At 66.2% G+C, this 14037-nt stretch carries 16 protein-coding genes; 3 read left to right on the forward strand and 13 right to left on the reverse strand.

The features are described 5' to 3' along the window. Positions 1 to 87 precede the first annotated feature (87 nt). Positions 88 to 1005 (reverse strand): helix-turn-helix domain-containing protein, encoded by a 918-nt coding sequence (locus VHO04_RS03695; RefSeq protein WP_329627055.1) that lies wholly within the window; start codon positions 1003 to 1005, stop codon positions 88 to 90. A gap of 58 nt (positions 1006 to 1063) precedes the next feature. Continuing rightward, positions 1064 to 2917 carry a DUF885 domain-containing protein gene (locus tag VHO04_RS03700; RefSeq protein WP_414713078.1) on the reverse strand — a complete coding sequence of 618 codons (1854 nt, stop codon included), beginning with the start codon at positions 2915 to 2917 and terminating at the stop codon, positions 1064 to 1066. A 29-nt stretch (positions 2918 to 2946) separates the two neighbouring features. Between VHO04_RS03700 and VHO04_RS03705 the strand changes: the two genes are divergently transcribed. The 3 genes from VHO04_RS03705 to VHO04_RS03715 all read left to right on the forward strand — a co-directional run bounded on the left by VHO04_RS03705 (position 2947) and on the right by VHO04_RS03715 (position 7877). Beyond that, complete coding sequence (locus VHO04_RS03705) at positions 2947 to 4023, forward strand: quinone-dependent dihydroorotate dehydrogenase (protein ID WP_329627057.1); 1077 nt, start codon at positions 2947 to 2949, stop codon at positions 4021 to 4023. Positions 4024 to 4177: 154 nt separating this feature from the next. Beyond that, entirely contained in the window at positions 4178 to 5869 is a 1692-nt protein-coding gene (ggt, locus tag VHO04_RS03710; RefSeq protein ID WP_329627058.1) for a gamma-glutamyltransferase, read from the forward strand. A gap of 181 nt (positions 5870 to 6050) precedes the next feature. Next, positions 6051 to 7877, forward strand: coding sequence for an AMP-dependent synthetase/ligase (locus tag VHO04_RS03715; protein WP_329627059.1), 1827 nt, complete (start codon positions 6051 to 6053; stop codon positions 7875 to 7877). A 109-nt stretch (positions 7878 to 7986) separates the two neighbouring features. On the opposite strand, the gene VHO04_RS03720 is transcribed toward VHO04_RS03715, so the two are convergent. From VHO04_RS03720 to VHO04_RS03770, 11 genes are all read right to left on the reverse strand, one after another. Then, positions 7987 to 8448 (reverse strand): hypothetical protein, encoded by a 462-nt coding sequence (locus tag VHO04_RS03720; RefSeq protein ID WP_329627060.1) that lies wholly within the window; start codon positions 8446 to 8448, stop codon positions 7987 to 7989. 67 nt (positions 8449 to 8515) lie between these two features. Continuing rightward, positions 8516 to 9244 carry a hydroxyacylglutathione hydrolase gene (gene gloB / locus VHO04_RS03725; protein WP_329627061.1) on the reverse strand — a complete coding sequence of 243 codons (729 nt, stop codon included), beginning with the start codon at positions 9242 to 9244 and terminating at the stop codon, positions 8516 to 8518. 66 nt (positions 9245 to 9310) lie between these two features. After that, complete coding sequence (locus VHO04_RS03730; RefSeq protein ID WP_329627062.1) at positions 9311 to 9748, reverse strand: VOC family protein; 438 nt, start codon at positions 9746 to 9748, stop codon at positions 9311 to 9313. A 167-nt stretch (positions 9749 to 9915) separates the two neighbouring features. After that, complete coding sequence (locus VHO04_RS03735; RefSeq protein ID WP_329627063.1) at positions 9916 to 10353, reverse strand: thioesterase family protein; 438 nt, start codon at positions 10351 to 10353, stop codon at positions 9916 to 9918. Between the two features lie 125 nt (positions 10354 to 10478). After that, positions 10479 to 11243 (reverse strand): alpha/beta hydrolase, encoded by a 765-nt coding sequence (locus VHO04_RS03740; protein WP_329627064.1) that lies wholly within the window; start codon positions 11241 to 11243, stop codon positions 10479 to 10481. 180 nt (positions 11244 to 11423) lie between these two features. Then, positions 11424 to 11678 carry a DUF6356 family protein gene (locus tag VHO04_RS03745; protein ID WP_329627065.1) on the reverse strand — a complete coding sequence of 85 codons (255 nt, stop codon included), beginning with the start codon at positions 11676 to 11678 and terminating at the stop codon, positions 11424 to 11426. Positions 11679 to 11757: 79 nt separating this feature from the next. Beyond that, entirely contained in the window at positions 11758 to 12669 is a 912-nt protein-coding gene (locus VHO04_RS03750; RefSeq protein WP_329627066.1) for an alpha/beta hydrolase, read from the reverse strand. A 2-nt stretch (positions 12670 to 12671) separates the two neighbouring features. Beyond that, positions 12672 to 12863, reverse strand: coding sequence for a helix-turn-helix transcriptional regulator (locus VHO04_RS03755; protein ID WP_257548746.1), 192 nt, complete (start codon positions 12861 to 12863; stop codon positions 12672 to 12674). Further along, positions 12860 to 13273, reverse strand: coding sequence for a hypothetical protein (locus tag VHO04_RS03760; RefSeq protein WP_329627067.1), 414 nt, complete (start codon positions 13271 to 13273; stop codon positions 12860 to 12862). The genes VHO04_RS03755 and VHO04_RS03760 overlap by 4 nt, the downstream gene beginning before the upstream one ends. Before the next feature lie 4 nt (positions 13274 to 13277). Further along, positions 13278 to 13448 (reverse strand): hypothetical protein, encoded by a 171-nt coding sequence (locus tag VHO04_RS03765; RefSeq protein ID WP_329627068.1) that lies wholly within the window; start codon positions 13446 to 13448, stop codon positions 13278 to 13280. Between the two features lie 101 nt (positions 13449 to 13549). Next, positions 13550 to 13975, reverse strand: coding sequence for a MerC domain-containing protein (locus VHO04_RS03770; RefSeq protein WP_329627069.1), 426 nt, complete (start codon positions 13973 to 13975; stop codon positions 13550 to 13552). Between the last annotated feature and the right edge of the window lie 62 nt (positions 13976 to 14037).

Raw genomic sequence — 14037 nt, forward strand, 5'->3', positions numbered from 1 at the left:
CCCGCCGCGCGATTCGCGATTGGACGAAAACGCCAAATCGTCGTTCGGCGCCATTTTCTTTCGTCCTGTCGTGGGACGGGTCGGGGATCAGGTGTCCGAGACGAGCGGGCTGACCTTGCCCGCCATCTGCTTGCGGCCCCTGGTCGTCGCTTCGGTATAGAGGGTAGGGTGGGCGAGCTGGCCGGGGGTCGCGCCCGCGAAGCGCTTCATCTCGCGGATCAGGTGCGACTGGTCGTAAAAGGCGTCGCCGAGCTGCGCTTCCTCCAGGCATTCGCCGCGCGCGAGCGCCGAGGCCGCGCGGACCGCGCGATATTTGCGCGCCAGCATCCGCGGCGACAGGCCGTAATAATGTTTGGTCATCCGTTCGACCGAGCGGATCGACATGCCCGTCGCCTCGACGAGATCGGGAACCTGCGGCGATATCGATTCGGTCAGCCATTGGTCGACCGTGCGCGTGAACCACACCGGCGCCGGCTCGTTCTTTTTCAGGATTTCGCGGACGAAATTATTGGCGATCACCAGCCGCTCGGCGGTATCGGCGGCGCCGATCAGCGTTTCGATCACTTCCTCGATCCAGTTTCCGAACAGGTCGGCGGCGTCGATCGCGCGGTCGGTCAGCTTGTCGGCATGGTCGCCCATCAGCGTCGCCCAGCCCGCGGGCATCATCCCGAAGCCATAGATGCGAAGCGGGCCGCGGCCGATCGCGCGCACGCTGCCGCTCGTCGGGCCGATGATCGTCGCGCGCCCGGCGGGAAAGCGGTGGCCGTCGGGGAAGACATATTCGCCCTCGGCCGTGCTCATGATCCGGAATTGCGGTCGGTCGGCGCGCTCGGCCTCGTCGAACAGCGGCATGTCGATCCGCACGAAGTAGAAGCTCGATACCATCTCCGCCAGATCGGGATCGGGCGGGAAATATTGGAGCTCGAACGGCGCATCGCCCTCCGCGCCCGCTGGCGTAGCAGTTTCCGACATGACGAGACCGACCCCAGGCAGCTTTGTTGCCACCTTTTTCTACCCGCTATAATTTTCCATTTGCGGCGAGGCGTCAAGCCGCAATTCCGTGTCAGCCCTGCTTCTCGCGCGCGATCCAGGCATCGACCCGGCGCTCCAATATGTCGAGCGGCACCGGACCCGATTGCAATACCGTGTCGTGGAAGGCGCGGATGTCGAAGCGGTCCCCGAGCGCGGTCTGCGCGCGGGTTCTGAGCTCCATGATCTTGAGCTTGCCGATCAGATAGGCGGTCGCCTGCCCGGGATAGACGATATAGCGCTCGATCGCTTTCTCGATGTCGCCTTGGGGGTTGGGGGTATTGTCCTTCAGATACTGGATCGCCTGCTCGCGGCTCCAGCGCTTGTCGTGGATGCCGGTATCGACGACGAGCCGGCACGCGCGCCACAGCTCCATCCCCAGCCGCCCGAAATCGCTGTAGGGATCGGTATAGGCGCCCATGTCCTTCGCCAGCTCCTCCGAATAGAGGCCCCAGCCCTCGGTATAGGCGGTGAAGCCGCCGAAGCGGCGGAAGGGCGGCAGGCCGGTGAGTTCGGTCTGCACCGCGCGCTGGAGGTGGTGGCCGGGAATGCCCTCATGATAAACCAGCGCCTCGAGCTCGATCTTCGACATGTCGCGCAGGTCATAGAGGTTCACATAATAGGTGCCGGGCCGCGACCCGTCGGGCGAGGGCGACTGGTAAAAGGCCTTGCCCGCCGACTTCTCGCGGAATGCCTCGACCGCCTTCACCTGCAAGGGCGCCTTCGGCAGCGTGTTGAAATAGGCGGGAAGCCGCGCCTCCATCGCCTTCACTTTGGCGGCGACGTCGGAAAGATAGGCCTCGCGGGTCGTGTAATAATATTGCGGGCTCGTCCGCAGATGCTCGAAGAATTGCGGCAGCGTGCCCTTGAAGCCGACCTTCTTCATGATCGCTTCCATCTCGCCATGGATGCGCGCGACTTCGGACAGGCCGAGGTCGTGGATCTGTTCCGCGCTCATGTCGGTGGTCGTATAATTGGCGAGCAGCGCGGCGTAATAATCCTTGCCGCCGAGCATCCGCCAAACGCCGTCCTCGGTCGGCGCGACCGCCTGCTGGCGCTCCATCTCGGCGAGCAGGCGGGTATAGGCGGGGGCCGCGCTGTCGGCCCAGGCGGCTTTGGCGGCGTCGATCAGCCGGGCTTTTTCGGTCGCATCGGCGTCGAGCTTGCCGACCTTCGCCGTGATATCCTCGATCACCGCATTGTCGGGTTTCAGCAGGTTGCGGATATCCGAAAGCACATAGGCATAGACCCATTTCGGCGGCGCATAGCCTTGTCCGGCGCGCTTCGCCGATTCGGCCGACAGCGCGTCGAGCAGCGGGCCGAGCCCGCGAATGCGCGAAACATAGGCTTCGGCCTCGGCGACGTTGGCGACGCGGTGGATGTTGATCAGGAAAGCGGGAAGCCGGCTCTGCGCGCCGTTCATCTGGTCGAAGATATAGTCGTGGTCGCGCCACGCGAAGAGCCGGTCGGCGCGCGCCGCCTGCGCGTTGAACAGCTCGAACGACAGCGCGTCGTCGGCGGAAAGCGTCGCCGGATCGAAGCTCGCGCGCATCGCGTCGGCGCTCGCCTGCTGCAATTTGTGGCGCGCGACCGCGGCTTCGTCGCCGACATCGTCCCAGCGGCCATAATCGGCGTCGCGAATGCCGCGATAGGCCTTGCCCTGCGGGCTCAGCGAGAGTTGCGCATCGTCGTATTTCTGGAAGAAGCCGGCAAGGTCGGCCCCCGCGGGCGGCTGGTCCGGCGCGGCCTCGGCGGCGGGCGTGACGACGCCGGGCTGCGCGGCGCAGCCGGCAACGGTCAGCGCCAGCAGGCTGGTGGACAATGCGACGATCAGGCGGCGGTGCGACACGATTTTCTCCCTGTTTTCCTGTGCTGGCGGACTTGCCATAGCGGCCCGGCGCGCGCAATGGCGACCCCATGTCGTTCATCGCATCCGCCGCCGACGCCGCTTATGCGCTCGTCCGCCCGCTCGTCCACGCCAGCGATGGCGAAGCGGCGCATAATCTGACGCTGAACGCGCTTCAGCCCTTGCCGCGCGCGCGTCGCGCGTTGACCAGTCCGGTGCTGGCGACCGATCTCGCCGGGCTGCATTTCCCGAATCCCGTCGGTCTCGCCCCTGGCTTCGACAAGGATGCGCGCGCCGCGCACGCGATGCCGCATTTCGGCTTCGGCTTCGTCGAAGTCGGCACGCTGACCCCGCTGCCGCAAGAGGGCAATCCACGCCCGCGCCTGTTCCGGCTGGTCGAGGATCGCGCCGTGATCAACCGCATGGGCTTCAACAACGGCGGGCAGGCGCGGGCGGCGGACCGCATCGCGTGCCTGCGCCGTTACGGCCTGCCGGTGCCGCTCGGTATCAACATCGGCGCGAACAAGGACAGCGCCGACCGCATCGCCGACTATGCGAAGGGCACCGCCGCGATGGCGCCGCTCGCCGATTATCTGACGGTGAATATATCGTCGCCGAACACGCCCGGACTGCGCGCCTTGCAGGACAAGGGCGCGCTCGAAGCCTTGCTCGATGGCGTCGCGGCTGCGCAACCGAAGGGCGCGGCAAAGCCGGTGTTCCTCAAGGTCGCACCCGACCTCGAACCCGCCGACATCGACGACATCGTCGCGGTTGCCTTCGCCAAGGGGCTCGCCGCGGTGATCGTATCGAACACGACGATCGCGCGGCCGGTGCTCGCCTCGCGCCATGGCGGCGAGGCCGGCGGGCTGTCGGGCGCGCCGCTCGCCGAACTGGCGCTCCAGCGCGTCAGGGATTTTCGCGCTGCGAGCGGCGGCAAGCTGCCGCTGATCGCCGCGGGCGGGATCGGCTCGGCCGAGCAGGCGTGGCAGCGCATCCGTGCGGGCGCCAGCCTGGTTCAGATCTATTCGGCGATGGTCTATGAAGGGCCGGGGCTTGCCGCGCGCATCGCGCACGGTCTCGAAAAGCTCGCCGCGCGCGATGGGTTCGCGCGGGTCAGCGATGCGGTCGGAACCGCCTCTGGCAGTTAGTAAGCCGTGTGCTCCCGCGAAGGCGGGAGCCCATCTCCGGACCGCGTTATGTTGAACCGGCAGAAGATGGGTCCCCGCCTTCGCGGGGACACGGGGGTAATGGAACGATAGGGCGGGGTTGCGCTCGCCAGAGGGGCGCGCCAATGTCGCGCCCATGATCAAACGACTCCTTGCGGCCTTCAGCCTCTTCGTCATCGCCTTCCCGTCGCTCGCGAGCGCGCAGGGCGTCACCTCGTCCGCCGATCCGCGCGCGACCGAGGCCGGGCGCGAGATATTGCACGAGGGCGGCAGCGCCGCCGACGCGGCGATTGCGATGGTCGCGGTGCTGACACTCGTCGAGCCGCAGTCGAGCGGTATCGGCGGCGGCGGCTTCATGGTCTATCACGATGCGAAGGATGGCAGCATCTCGACGATCGACGGCCGCGAGACCGCGCCCGCCGCGGCGAAGCCCGAGCGTTTCCTCGGTCCCGACGGCAAGCCGCGTCCCTATATGGACATCATTCCCGGCGGCCTCTCGGTCGGCGTTCCGGGCAACGTCCGGCTGATGGAAATGGCGCACAAGAAATGGGGCAAGCTCGAATGGAAGGCGCTGTTCCAGCCCGCGATCAAGCTGGCCGAGGAGGGCTATCAGGTCACCCCCGCGCTCAATAACTGGCTCGTCCAGTTCGAGCCGCTATGGAAGGACTTCCCGGCGGCGCGCGCCATCTATTATGTGGGCGGCAAGCCCGCGCCGGTCGGCACGACGATCCGGAACCCCGCCTATGCCGCGATCCTCCGCGACATCGCGGCGCGCGGCCCCGAGGCCTTCTACGCGGGCGCCAATGCCAAGGCGATCAGCGACGCGGTCGCGAAAGCGCCGCGTAACGCGACCCAGCTCACGCTGAAGGACCTCGCCGCCTACAAGGCGAAGGAGCGCCCGGCGGTCTGCACCACCTATCGCATCTACAAACTCTGCGGCATGGGGCCGCCCTCGTCGGGGGCGACGACCGTGTTCGGCATTCTCGGGATGCTCGAAGCCTATGACATGAAGACGATGGGCAAGGACGATCCGATGAGCTGGCATCTGCTCGCCGAGGCGATGCAGCTCGCCTATGCCGATCGCGCCGCCTATCTCGGCGACAGCGATTTCGTCGATGTGCCGGTGAAGGGGCTGCTCGACAAGGCCTATCTCGCCGAGCGCCGCCAGCTCATCTCGCCCTTCGGCGCCGCCGGGCATTATGAGGCCGGCACGCCGCCGGGCGCCAAGCCGCGCGCCGCGGCGGCGCCGGTCAAGGAGCAGGGGACGACGCATTTCGTCGTCGCCGACAAGGACGGCGACGTGATGTCGATGACCTCGACGGTCGAGAGCATCTTCGGCAGTCAGCTGATGGCGAACGGCTATTTCCTCAACAACGAGCTCACCGACTTTGACCACGCGCCGATCCAGGACGGCGTGCCGACGCAGAACCGGGTGCAGGCGGGCAAGCGGCCTTTGTCGTCGATGTCGCCGACGATCGTCTATGGCCCCGACGGCAAGGTCGTGCTCGCGCTTGGCTCGGCGGGCGGCAAGCGGATCATCATGCACGTGACCAAGACGCTGATCGGCGTCCTCGACTGGGGTCTCGACGCCAAGTCGGCGATGGAGCTTCCCAACCTCTTCTTCGGCCAGCAGGGCGTGCTGATCGAGAATAATGCGGCGGGCGAGGCGATTGCCGCGAAGATGAAGCCTTTCGGCTACAGCTTCACGCCGACCGACCTCGGCTCGAAACTCAATGCGATTCAGCGGGTCGGGGATGGCTGGCAAGGCGCCGCCGACCCGCGCGGCCCCGGCACCTCGTCGGTCGACGGTGCACCGGCGCAGAACTGATTATTACGGCCTTTTTCATCGTCATCCCGGCGAAGGCCGGGATCTCGCCGCTGCGCTGTGACGCGAGGGCGAGATCCCGGCCTTCGCCGGGATGACGGAGGGGTTATGGGCTTCTATCGTGTGGCGATTGACCTTAAGAATGGCCCAATGACAATATAACCTCCCGAGGAGAGCGAGAGGCATGAAGCTGGAAAACCCCCATCTCGACCATTTTCCGAGTCTGGTCGCGATGTTCTTCGACCGCGCGGGGCGGGGCGGCGAAGATCCGTTCCTGTGGCGCAAGGCCGATCGCGTCTGGCAGCCGCTGAGCTGGCGGCAGGTCGCGAACCAGGTATCGGCGCTCGCGCACAACCTGCGCGAACTGGGGCTGAAGGACGGCGACCGCGTCGTGCTGGTCAGCGAGAACCGGCCCGAATTCTGCATCGCCGACCTCGCCATCATGGCGGCGGGCTGCGTCACCGTGCCGACCTACACCACCAACACCGAGCGCGATCACCAGCATATCCTCGACAACAGCGGCGCGAGCGCGGTGATCGTCTCGACCGCGAAGCTTGCGCGGACGCTGATGCCCGCGGTGCTGCGCTCGAACGTCAAGCTCGTCATCACGATGGAAAGCCTGCGCGTCGGCCAGCAGGGCGATGTGCGCGTGCTCGACTGGGACCCGCTCGTCACCGGCGGCGAGGCGTGGGTCGAGGAGACGAAGGCGCGCGGCCTCGCGATGACGCGCGACGACACCGCCTGCATCATCTACACCAGCGGCACCGGCGGCGCGCCGCGCGGGGTGATGCAGCATCATGGCGCGATCCTCCACAATGGCGCCGGGGCGGCCGAGATTCTCGTCAACGACTTCGGGATCGGCGAGAATGAGACATTCCTCTCTTTCCTGCCCTTGAGCCACGCCTATGAGCATTCGGGCGGGCAGTTCCTGCCAATCATGGTCGGAGCACAAATCTATTACAGCGAGGGGCTCGAAAAGCTCGTCTCGAACATCGAGGAGACGAAGCCGACGATCATGGTCGTCGTGCCGCGGTTGTTCGAGGTGATCCGCGCGCGGATGATCAAGTCGGTCGAGAAGCAGGGCAAGCTTGCGAACTGGATGTTGGGGCAGGCGCTGCGCGTCGGCGAAAAGGATTATGAACGCCGCATGGGCGTGTTTGACCGCCCCGTCGACCTCCTCCTCAACAAATTGTTCCGCCCCAAGATCCAGCAGCGCTTCGGCGGCCGGATGAAGGCGCTGGTGTCGGGCGGCGCGCCGCTCAATCCCGAAATCGGGGTGTTCTTCCACTCGATCGGTCTGACCCTGCTCCAGGGCTATGGGCAGACCGAGGCGGGGCCGGTGATCAGCTGCAACCGCCCCGCCGCTGGGCTCAAGATGGATACCGTCGGCCCGCCGCTGATGAACACCGAGGTGAAGATCGCCGACGACGGCGAAATCCTCGTCCGCGGCGAACTGGTGATGAAGGGCTATTGGCGCAACCAGCCCGAAACCGAGCGCGTGCTCGTCGTCGACCCGGCGGAGCCCGACAAGGGGCCGTGGCTCCACACCGGCGACATCGGCCATATCGACGCCAAGGGGCGCATCGTCATCACCGACCGCAAGAAAGATCTGATCGTCAACGACAAGGGCGACAATGTCTCGCCGCAGCGCGTCGAGGGGATGCTGACGCTCCAGCCCGAAATCCTCCAGGCGATGGTTTATGGCGACAAGCGCCCGCATCTCGTCGGCATCCTCGTTCCCGATCCCGAGTGGATGGCCGAATGGGCCGAGGCGGAGGGGTTGCCGAAAGATCTCGAACGGCTCCGCGAGCATGAGAAATTCCGCGCCGCCGTCCGCGCCGCGGTCGACCGCGTCAACGAGCAGCTTTCGGTGATCGAAAAGGTGCGCAAGTTCGACTTCGCCGACGAACCCTTCACGATCGAGAATGAGCAGATGACGCCCTCGATGAAGATCCGGCGGCATATCCTGCGGCAGGTCTATGAGGACAAGATCGCGGCGCTGTATAAATAAGCCGTCGCGCCCGCACAGGCGGGGGGCGACGTTTCAGTGAATGCAGGCGGGGATGCGACCCGAAGAGCTCGGTGCAAACCGGAGCCCCGCCTGCGGCCGAGCCGATGGCTCAGCCAGCGTCCCCCGCCGGTTTGCGATAGGGGACGAATGGACCGAAGACGCAGGTCGGACCGCGAATGCCGCTGCTGCGGTCGACCAGATGGAAGAAATCGCCTTCGCAGGTCGATGAACCGAACTGGCGCACGACCATGATGTCGCTGTCGCGCGCGAGGCCCGGGCAACTTCCCTTGAGATCGTTGCGATAGACGAGATTGCCGCCCGCGCGATAGAGCAGGATATCGTCCGAGATGCGGATGGTGTCGGTGGTGCGATAACTGGGCAGGCACTGGATCGGCTCCCCCGGCACCTTGCCCGCGAGTTGTTTGTCGAGCTGCTGGGCCTGCTTGGGGCTGAGCGCCGCCGCGCCCGCTTCGGCGGTGCCGCTGGGGGCGCAGCTTGCCATCATCGGCGCGGCCAACAGCGCCAGCGCCGCGGCGCGGATCGGCTTGCGGCCCGTTATCGTCAGGGTCATCGTCAGGCTCCTTGCAGCATCGGGGATGCTGACATTTTCGAAATGAATGGACGGTGAAGCCGCGGCATCAGGCGGCGTCTTTCAGCGTGCGGATGCGTCCCAGTTCGGCCGCCGTGGCGGCGCGGAGAAAGGGGTTCGTCGCGCGTTCGGCGCCGATGCTGGTCGGCACCGTCGGTTCGCCCGCCGCGCGCGCCGCCTCGACCGCCGCCAGCCGTTCGGTGAGCGCGGCGTTGCCGGGGTCGACGGTGACCGCGAAGCGCGCGTTCGACAGCGTATATTCGTGCGCGCAATAGACGCGCGTCGCATCGCCCAGCGCGTCGAAGCGCCGCATGTTCGCGAACATCTGTTCGGCGGTGCCCTCGAACAACCGGCCGCAGCCCATCGCGAAGATGGTGTCGCCGACGAAGATCGCGTCGTCGGCCGCGAAATGATAGGCGATGTGCCCGGCGGTATGCGCGGGCACGTCCCAGACCTCGGCGACATGCGCGCCCAGCCGGACGCGGTCGCCGCCCGTCACCCGCACATCGAGCGTCGGGATGCGCTCATATTCCGCCGCCGGACCCGTGATCGTGCAGCCTGTCGCTTCCTTGATCGCTGCGTTGCCGCCGGTGTGATCGGGGTGCCAATGGGTGTTCCAGATGTCGGTGATCGTCCAGCCACGCGCGGCCGCCGCTTCCAGCACGGGCTCGGCGACGGCGGGATCGACGACCATCGTCGCCTTGCTGTCGGAATCGTGGACCAGCCAGACGTAATTGTCATGGAGGACCGGAATGCGGACGATGTCGAGCGGGCTCACGAATATCTCCTTTCTTCCGGCCTCATGTCTCCCAGACGGAGCGCCGGGCGGCCAGCCTTGGCCGATTTACCAGACGCCGGTGTTGGGCATCGAGGCCCAGGGTTCCTGCGGCGGCAGATGGCCGTCCTGGAGCAGCTCGACCGAAATGCCGTCGGGCGAGCGCACGAACGCCATATGGCCGTCGCGCGGCGGGCGGTTGATCGTCACCCCGGCGTCCATCAATCGCTGACAGGTCGCATAGATGTCGTCGACGCGATAGGCGAGATGGCCGAAATTGCGCCCGCCCGTATAGTCTTCGGGCGCGCTGCCGTCCTCGGGCGGCCAATTGTAAGTCAACTCGACCTCGGCGACGCCGGCCTGTCCCGGCGGCGCAAGGAAGATCAGCGTGAAGCGGCCCGCCTCGCTGTCGAAACGGCGCACCTCCTCGAGCCCGATCAACTTGAAGAAATCGACCGTGGCGTCGGGGTCGGTGACGCGGATCATGGTGTGAAGATATTGGGTCATGCGCCCAACATAATGCGCGGCTTGAGGAATGGAACCATTAGAACAGGATGCCTTCGCCTGGAATCGTCATTGCGAGCGAAGCGAAGCAATCTCCCGCTATCGCTCTGCGCAAGGCCGATAGCTGGGGATTGCTTCGTCGCTATGCTCCTCGCAATGACGGCCTAGACCTACCCCCGCAAAGCCCGCCCTTCAAAGGTCTCGAACAGCGCCACGAATTCATCCGGCGCAGGCGTAGGCGCACCGCGCGCTTCGGCGACGTGGACGCTGACCTCGACGCCCGTCGCGCGCAGGTCGTCCGCGCCCTTGCCGTGAAGCTCGAACAGGAAGGTCATCGAACTGCGGCCGACGCGCGAGCAGCGCACGCAGATGTCGATCTCCTCGTCGAGCAGGATCGGCACCTTGTAATCGACTTCGGCGTGCGCGACGTGGAATTCGGGGCTGCTGTGGTCGGGCCAGCGGTCGTAGACGCCCACTGCGCGCCAATATTCGGTGATGCCGATATCGAAATATTCGAGGTAGCGGCTGTTGAACACGACGCGCTGCGCGTCGATCTCGGCATAGCGGACGCGCTTGGTGACGTGGAATTTGAAGTCGCTGCGAGCCATGATGATCCTTTGAAACGCTTTGTGTCCCCGCGAAGGCGGGGACCCATCTCCGGACGGTTCGAGCTTGCGCCCACCGGAGATGGACCCCCGCCTTCGCGGGGGAACGGATTTTTTTCAATCAAAGTTTAATTTGCGGCCGCCAAACGCGCCACCGTGTCGATGAGCAGCGCGATGTCGCCGTCGCGCGACAGGCGGTGATCGCCGCCCTTGACCAGCGTCACCTGCACATCCTCGCTGGCGAGCGCCGCGGCGAGGCGCAGGCTGATCTCAGGCGGAACGTCGCCATCCTCCTGCCCGTGCAGCAGCCGCACCGGGCAGGCGAGGGGGATGTCGGCATCGAGCAGCCGGTTCGCCTCGCCCGACTGGAAAAAGCCGCGCGTGGTGACATAGGGCTGGTCGCTGTAGGGCGTGTCCTCGACCAGCGCCCCTTCGGCGAGGATGATCGCCTTCTCCTCGGGCGAGAAACCCCAGTCGGTGAAGTCGGGCGCCGCCGCAATGCCTACGAGCCCCGCGATCCGCCTCGGCCCGTCGCGCCGGACCAGCGCGAGCGCCGCGAGCAGCATCAGCCAGCCGCCCATCGACGATCCAACGATCAGCACCGGGCCATCGATCTTCGCATCGATCAGGACGAGCACATCGCCGCGCCAGTCGAGCAGATTCTGATCGGCGAACAGCCCGTCGGACAATCCGCAGCCGGCATAATCGAGCAGCAGGCAGGCGCGGCCTTCGGATGCGGCCCAATCGAACAGGGCGGTCGCCTTGCCGCCCGCCATGTCGGACATATAGCCGGGCAGAAAGACGATCGTCGGCCCTCTGCCCGCGACATGGCGATAGGCGAGGCGCGGGCGATCGGCCCGGTCGAGATAGTCGGGCATTGCGGGTTCACTCATCGAGCAGGCCTCTCATTCCGTTCGTATCGAGCCCTTCGACTGCCTTGGCAGGCGCTCAGGATAAACTTCGGCCCTTGGCCGAAGTCGAGACACCCGTCGGGGCAACGCTTGGTCGAGGGGCATCTCGACTTCGCTCGATGCGAACGGATGTATGGGGGCAAGATTGCCTTCCCGTTGGCGTCAGATGACCCAGTCGACCGTGTTCATCTGGATCGTCGCCAGCCCCTTGGCGGCGCGCTGTTCGACCATGATCCGGTTCAGGCGGCGGATCGTGTCGCTGCCGGTGGTGATGCACCAGCCGGGGACGATCGCATGGACCAGCGCGCAGAGGCCGCCGAAGATCATCGTCACCCCGAATTTCGACGCGACGCCGAAATGTTCGACATAATTTTCATCGACGCTCTTCGGGTGATCGACGAACAGGCGCTTGAACATCTGGGGGTGGCTCCTTTCCGGCTGTCGCCGCCCTAGCGGGAGAGCCCGTCTCCCGCAAGGGCGGCGCGCCGGGAAGCCGTCAATTCGCGAGGAATGTATCGACCGCGGCGGCAAAGGCGGCGGGCTGGTCGAGCATGATGAAGTGCCGGCTGCCGTCGATCCGCTTCAGCGTCGCGGTCTTCGCGGTGGCGAAGGCGCCCTTGTAGAGGCCGTCGACCATGTCGGCCGGCATCGCGCTCGCATCGAGGGGATAGAGCATCGTCAGCGGCGCGCTGATCGCGCCGAGTTCGGGGCGCAGGTCGGTGGTCATGTCGTCATATATGAGCTGTGCCGCCACCCGGGCGTCGGCGGTGGCGGTCCACGCCTTGACCTGCGCGCGGCCGGCATCGGTCGCCGACATGATCTGCAGCGTCTGGTCGTCGGCCTCCGCATTGATCTTCGCGGCGAGCATTTTCCGCATCGCGGCGGCCTGCGGCTCGACGGAGGCGACGGTCGCGGTCGGGCCGAACAGCATCCCGAAGAAGGGCAGGCTGTCGATGACCATCAGCTTGCCGGCGTCCTCCGGGTCACGCGCCGCGATCATCATCGCGGTCAGGCCGCCGAGCGAATGGCCGATGATCGCCGGGGCGGGGCGGTCCTGTCCGGTGATGCAGTCGGCGATGAATCCGTGGATGTCCTGGGCGACGCGCGGCAGCACCGGCCCCTCGCCGTTCGGACCGGCATCGTCGCCGAAACCGCGGATCTGGACGATGTGGAGTCGATATTTCGATTTCAGCCGCTCGGCGGTCGGGTCCCACACCGCGCGCGGGGTCGACAGGCCAGGGATCAGGATGACATCGGGCCCCTGACCCTCGTTCAGGATCGTCACGCTCTTGCCGAGCGTGATGTCGGCCGAACAGGCGCCCTCGGTCGGCGCTTCCGCGGCGTTGGCGTGACCGGCAAGGTTCGCGACCAGCAGAGTGAACGAAGCGGCGATAGCGAGTTTTTTCATCATCAATCCTTCAGGAAAATCTCTTCGATGGGGAGGCCGAACAGGTCGGCGATGCGAAAGGCGAGGGGGAGCGAGGGGTCGTATTTCCCCGTCTCGATCGCGTTGACCGACTGGCGCGACACTTCGAGCCGTTCGGCCAGGTCGCCCTGGCTCCAGTCGCGTTCGGCGCGCAGCACCTTGAGGCGGTTCCTCATGGGCACCCCCCGCCGGCGCCGAGCGTCAGCCGGTTGACCAGTCCGCCGATGGCAAGGCCGACGCACCAGATCGGAAAGACCCAGAAGATCGTAAGGCGCGGCACATTGGTGTAGATCTCTAATATCCCCCAGGTCGCGCTGACGCCCAGCGTCAGGGCGGTCGCAATCAACGCCTTGCGCACTTCGAGCAGCCGCACATATTCGTCCTTGAGCTCGAACAAATAGCTGCCCATCGCCCAGATGAAGCCGACGACCGCAAGGCCGGGGACCAGCGCGACGGCGACGGTCAACGGGGTCGCGGGCGACCCGTTCGGAACGAGGCTGCTGGCAAGGAAGATCGCGGCCACATAAGCGATGCTGACCGGGATCATGCGGCCGATATAGCGCCGCTGTGCGGGATTCATCGCCATCTCTTCAGCCTTTCGCCAGCGCGGCTTCGTGCCGCTTGGCGATCAGCAGCACCGCGGTGAAGGCGGGCAGCGCGACGATCAGCGCGCTGGTCAGTCCGGGGGAGATCAGCCCGCCGGCTCCGGCAAGGGCCGCGGTCGCGGCGGGCAGGGCGAGGATGCGGAGGATTTTCGGCATTGGTCAAGCTCCCTTGTTAATCAGTAAAGGGACATTGACACGGCGAGTCGTGATTGTCAAGTGTCATTTACACAATGACAAGCGAACCAATCCTGCGCGCTTCAGTGGCCAGATGGCACCTCGCCGTGGCGGAGCCGCCAATTGGCGATGTGGGCGCTCGCCAGCCCGAGCGCGCCGAGTGAGGTGAGCAGGCGGTCGCCGGTTTCGGGATCGAGCCCCGCGATCCAGCCTTCGTGCGCGGCAAGCCCGGCGGCGAGCAGCGCGATCCCCGTCAGCGCCGCCGCGACGGGATAGGGATGCCGATGCCGCCGCCACCCGTCCGACAGCGCGAGCGTCGCCGCGGGCACCGCGAGCAGCAGGACGATCGCGTGAAACGCCTCGGGCAGCGCCAGCCAGGCGCTGAGCGCCGGCGCGGCGAGCAGCAGCAGCGGCAGCGCGAGGCAATGGATCAGGCAGGCGAGCGACAGGCCGACGCCGAGCAGGTCGGCGGCGCGCGAGCGCAGCGAAGGGCGGGCGGGGAGGCACATGGGCAGGGGCTTTCCGTTGGCAGATCGCGCCGCTACATAATGATACAATGTATCATTGCAAC

It is taken from the genome of Sphingopyxis sp. (genome assembly GCF_036261875.1).
In the GTDB taxonomy this organism is placed as follows: Bacteria; Pseudomonadota; Alphaproteobacteria; order Sphingomonadales; family Sphingomonadaceae; genus Sphingopyxis.

Coding starts and splice junctions, on each gene's coding strand:
- VHO04_RS03700 (WP_414713078.1), bottom strand. CDS start 2,917: ATGGCAAGTCCGCCAGCACAGGAAAACAGGGAGAAAATCGTGTCGCAC.
- VHO04_RS03705 (WP_329627057.1), top strand. CDS start 2,947: ATGTCGTTCATCGCATCCGCCGCCGACGCCGCTTATGCGCTCGTCCGC.
- ggt (WP_329627058.1), top strand. CDS start 4,178: ATGATCAAACGACTCCTTGCGGCCTTCAGCCTCTTCGTCATCGCCTTC.
- VHO04_RS03715 (WP_329627059.1), top strand. CDS start 6,051: ATGAAGCTGGAAAACCCCCATCTCGACCATTTTCCGAGTCTGGTCGCG.
- VHO04_RS03720 (WP_329627060.1), bottom strand. CDS start 8,448: ATGACCCTGACGATAACGGGCCGCAAGCCGATCCGCGCCGCGGCGCTG.
- VHO04_RS03730 (WP_329627062.1), bottom strand. CDS start 9,748: ATGACCCAATATCTTCACACCATGATCCGCGTCACCGACCCCGACGCC.
- VHO04_RS03735 (WP_329627063.1), bottom strand. CDS start 10,353: ATGGCTCGCAGCGACTTCAAATTCCACGTCACCAAGCGCGTCCGCTAT.
- VHO04_RS03740 (WP_329627064.1), bottom strand. CDS start 11,243: ATGAGTGAACCCGCAATGCCCGACTATCTCGACCGGGCCGATCGCCCG.
- VHO04_RS03745 (WP_329627065.1), bottom strand. CDS start 11,678: ATGTTCAAGCGCCTGTTCGTCGATCACCCGAAGAGCGTCGATGAAAAT.
- VHO04_RS03750 (WP_329627066.1), bottom strand. CDS start 12,669: ATGAAAAAACTCGCTATCGCCGCTTCGTTCACTCTGCTGGTCGCGAAC.
- VHO04_RS03755 (WP_257548746.1), bottom strand. CDS start 12,863: ATGAGGAACCGCCTCAAGGTGCTGCGCGCCGAACGCGACTGGAGCCAG.
- VHO04_RS03760 (WP_329627067.1), bottom strand. CDS start 13,273: ATGGCGATGAATCCCGCACAGCGGCGCTATATCGGCCGCATGATCCCG.
- VHO04_RS03765 (WP_329627068.1), bottom strand. CDS start 13,448: ATGCCGAAAATCCTCCGCATCCTCGCCCTGCCCGCCGCGACCGCGGCC.
- VHO04_RS03770 (WP_329627069.1), bottom strand. CDS start 13,975: ATGTGCCTCCCCGCCCGCCCTTCGCTGCGCTCGCGCGCCGCCGACCTG.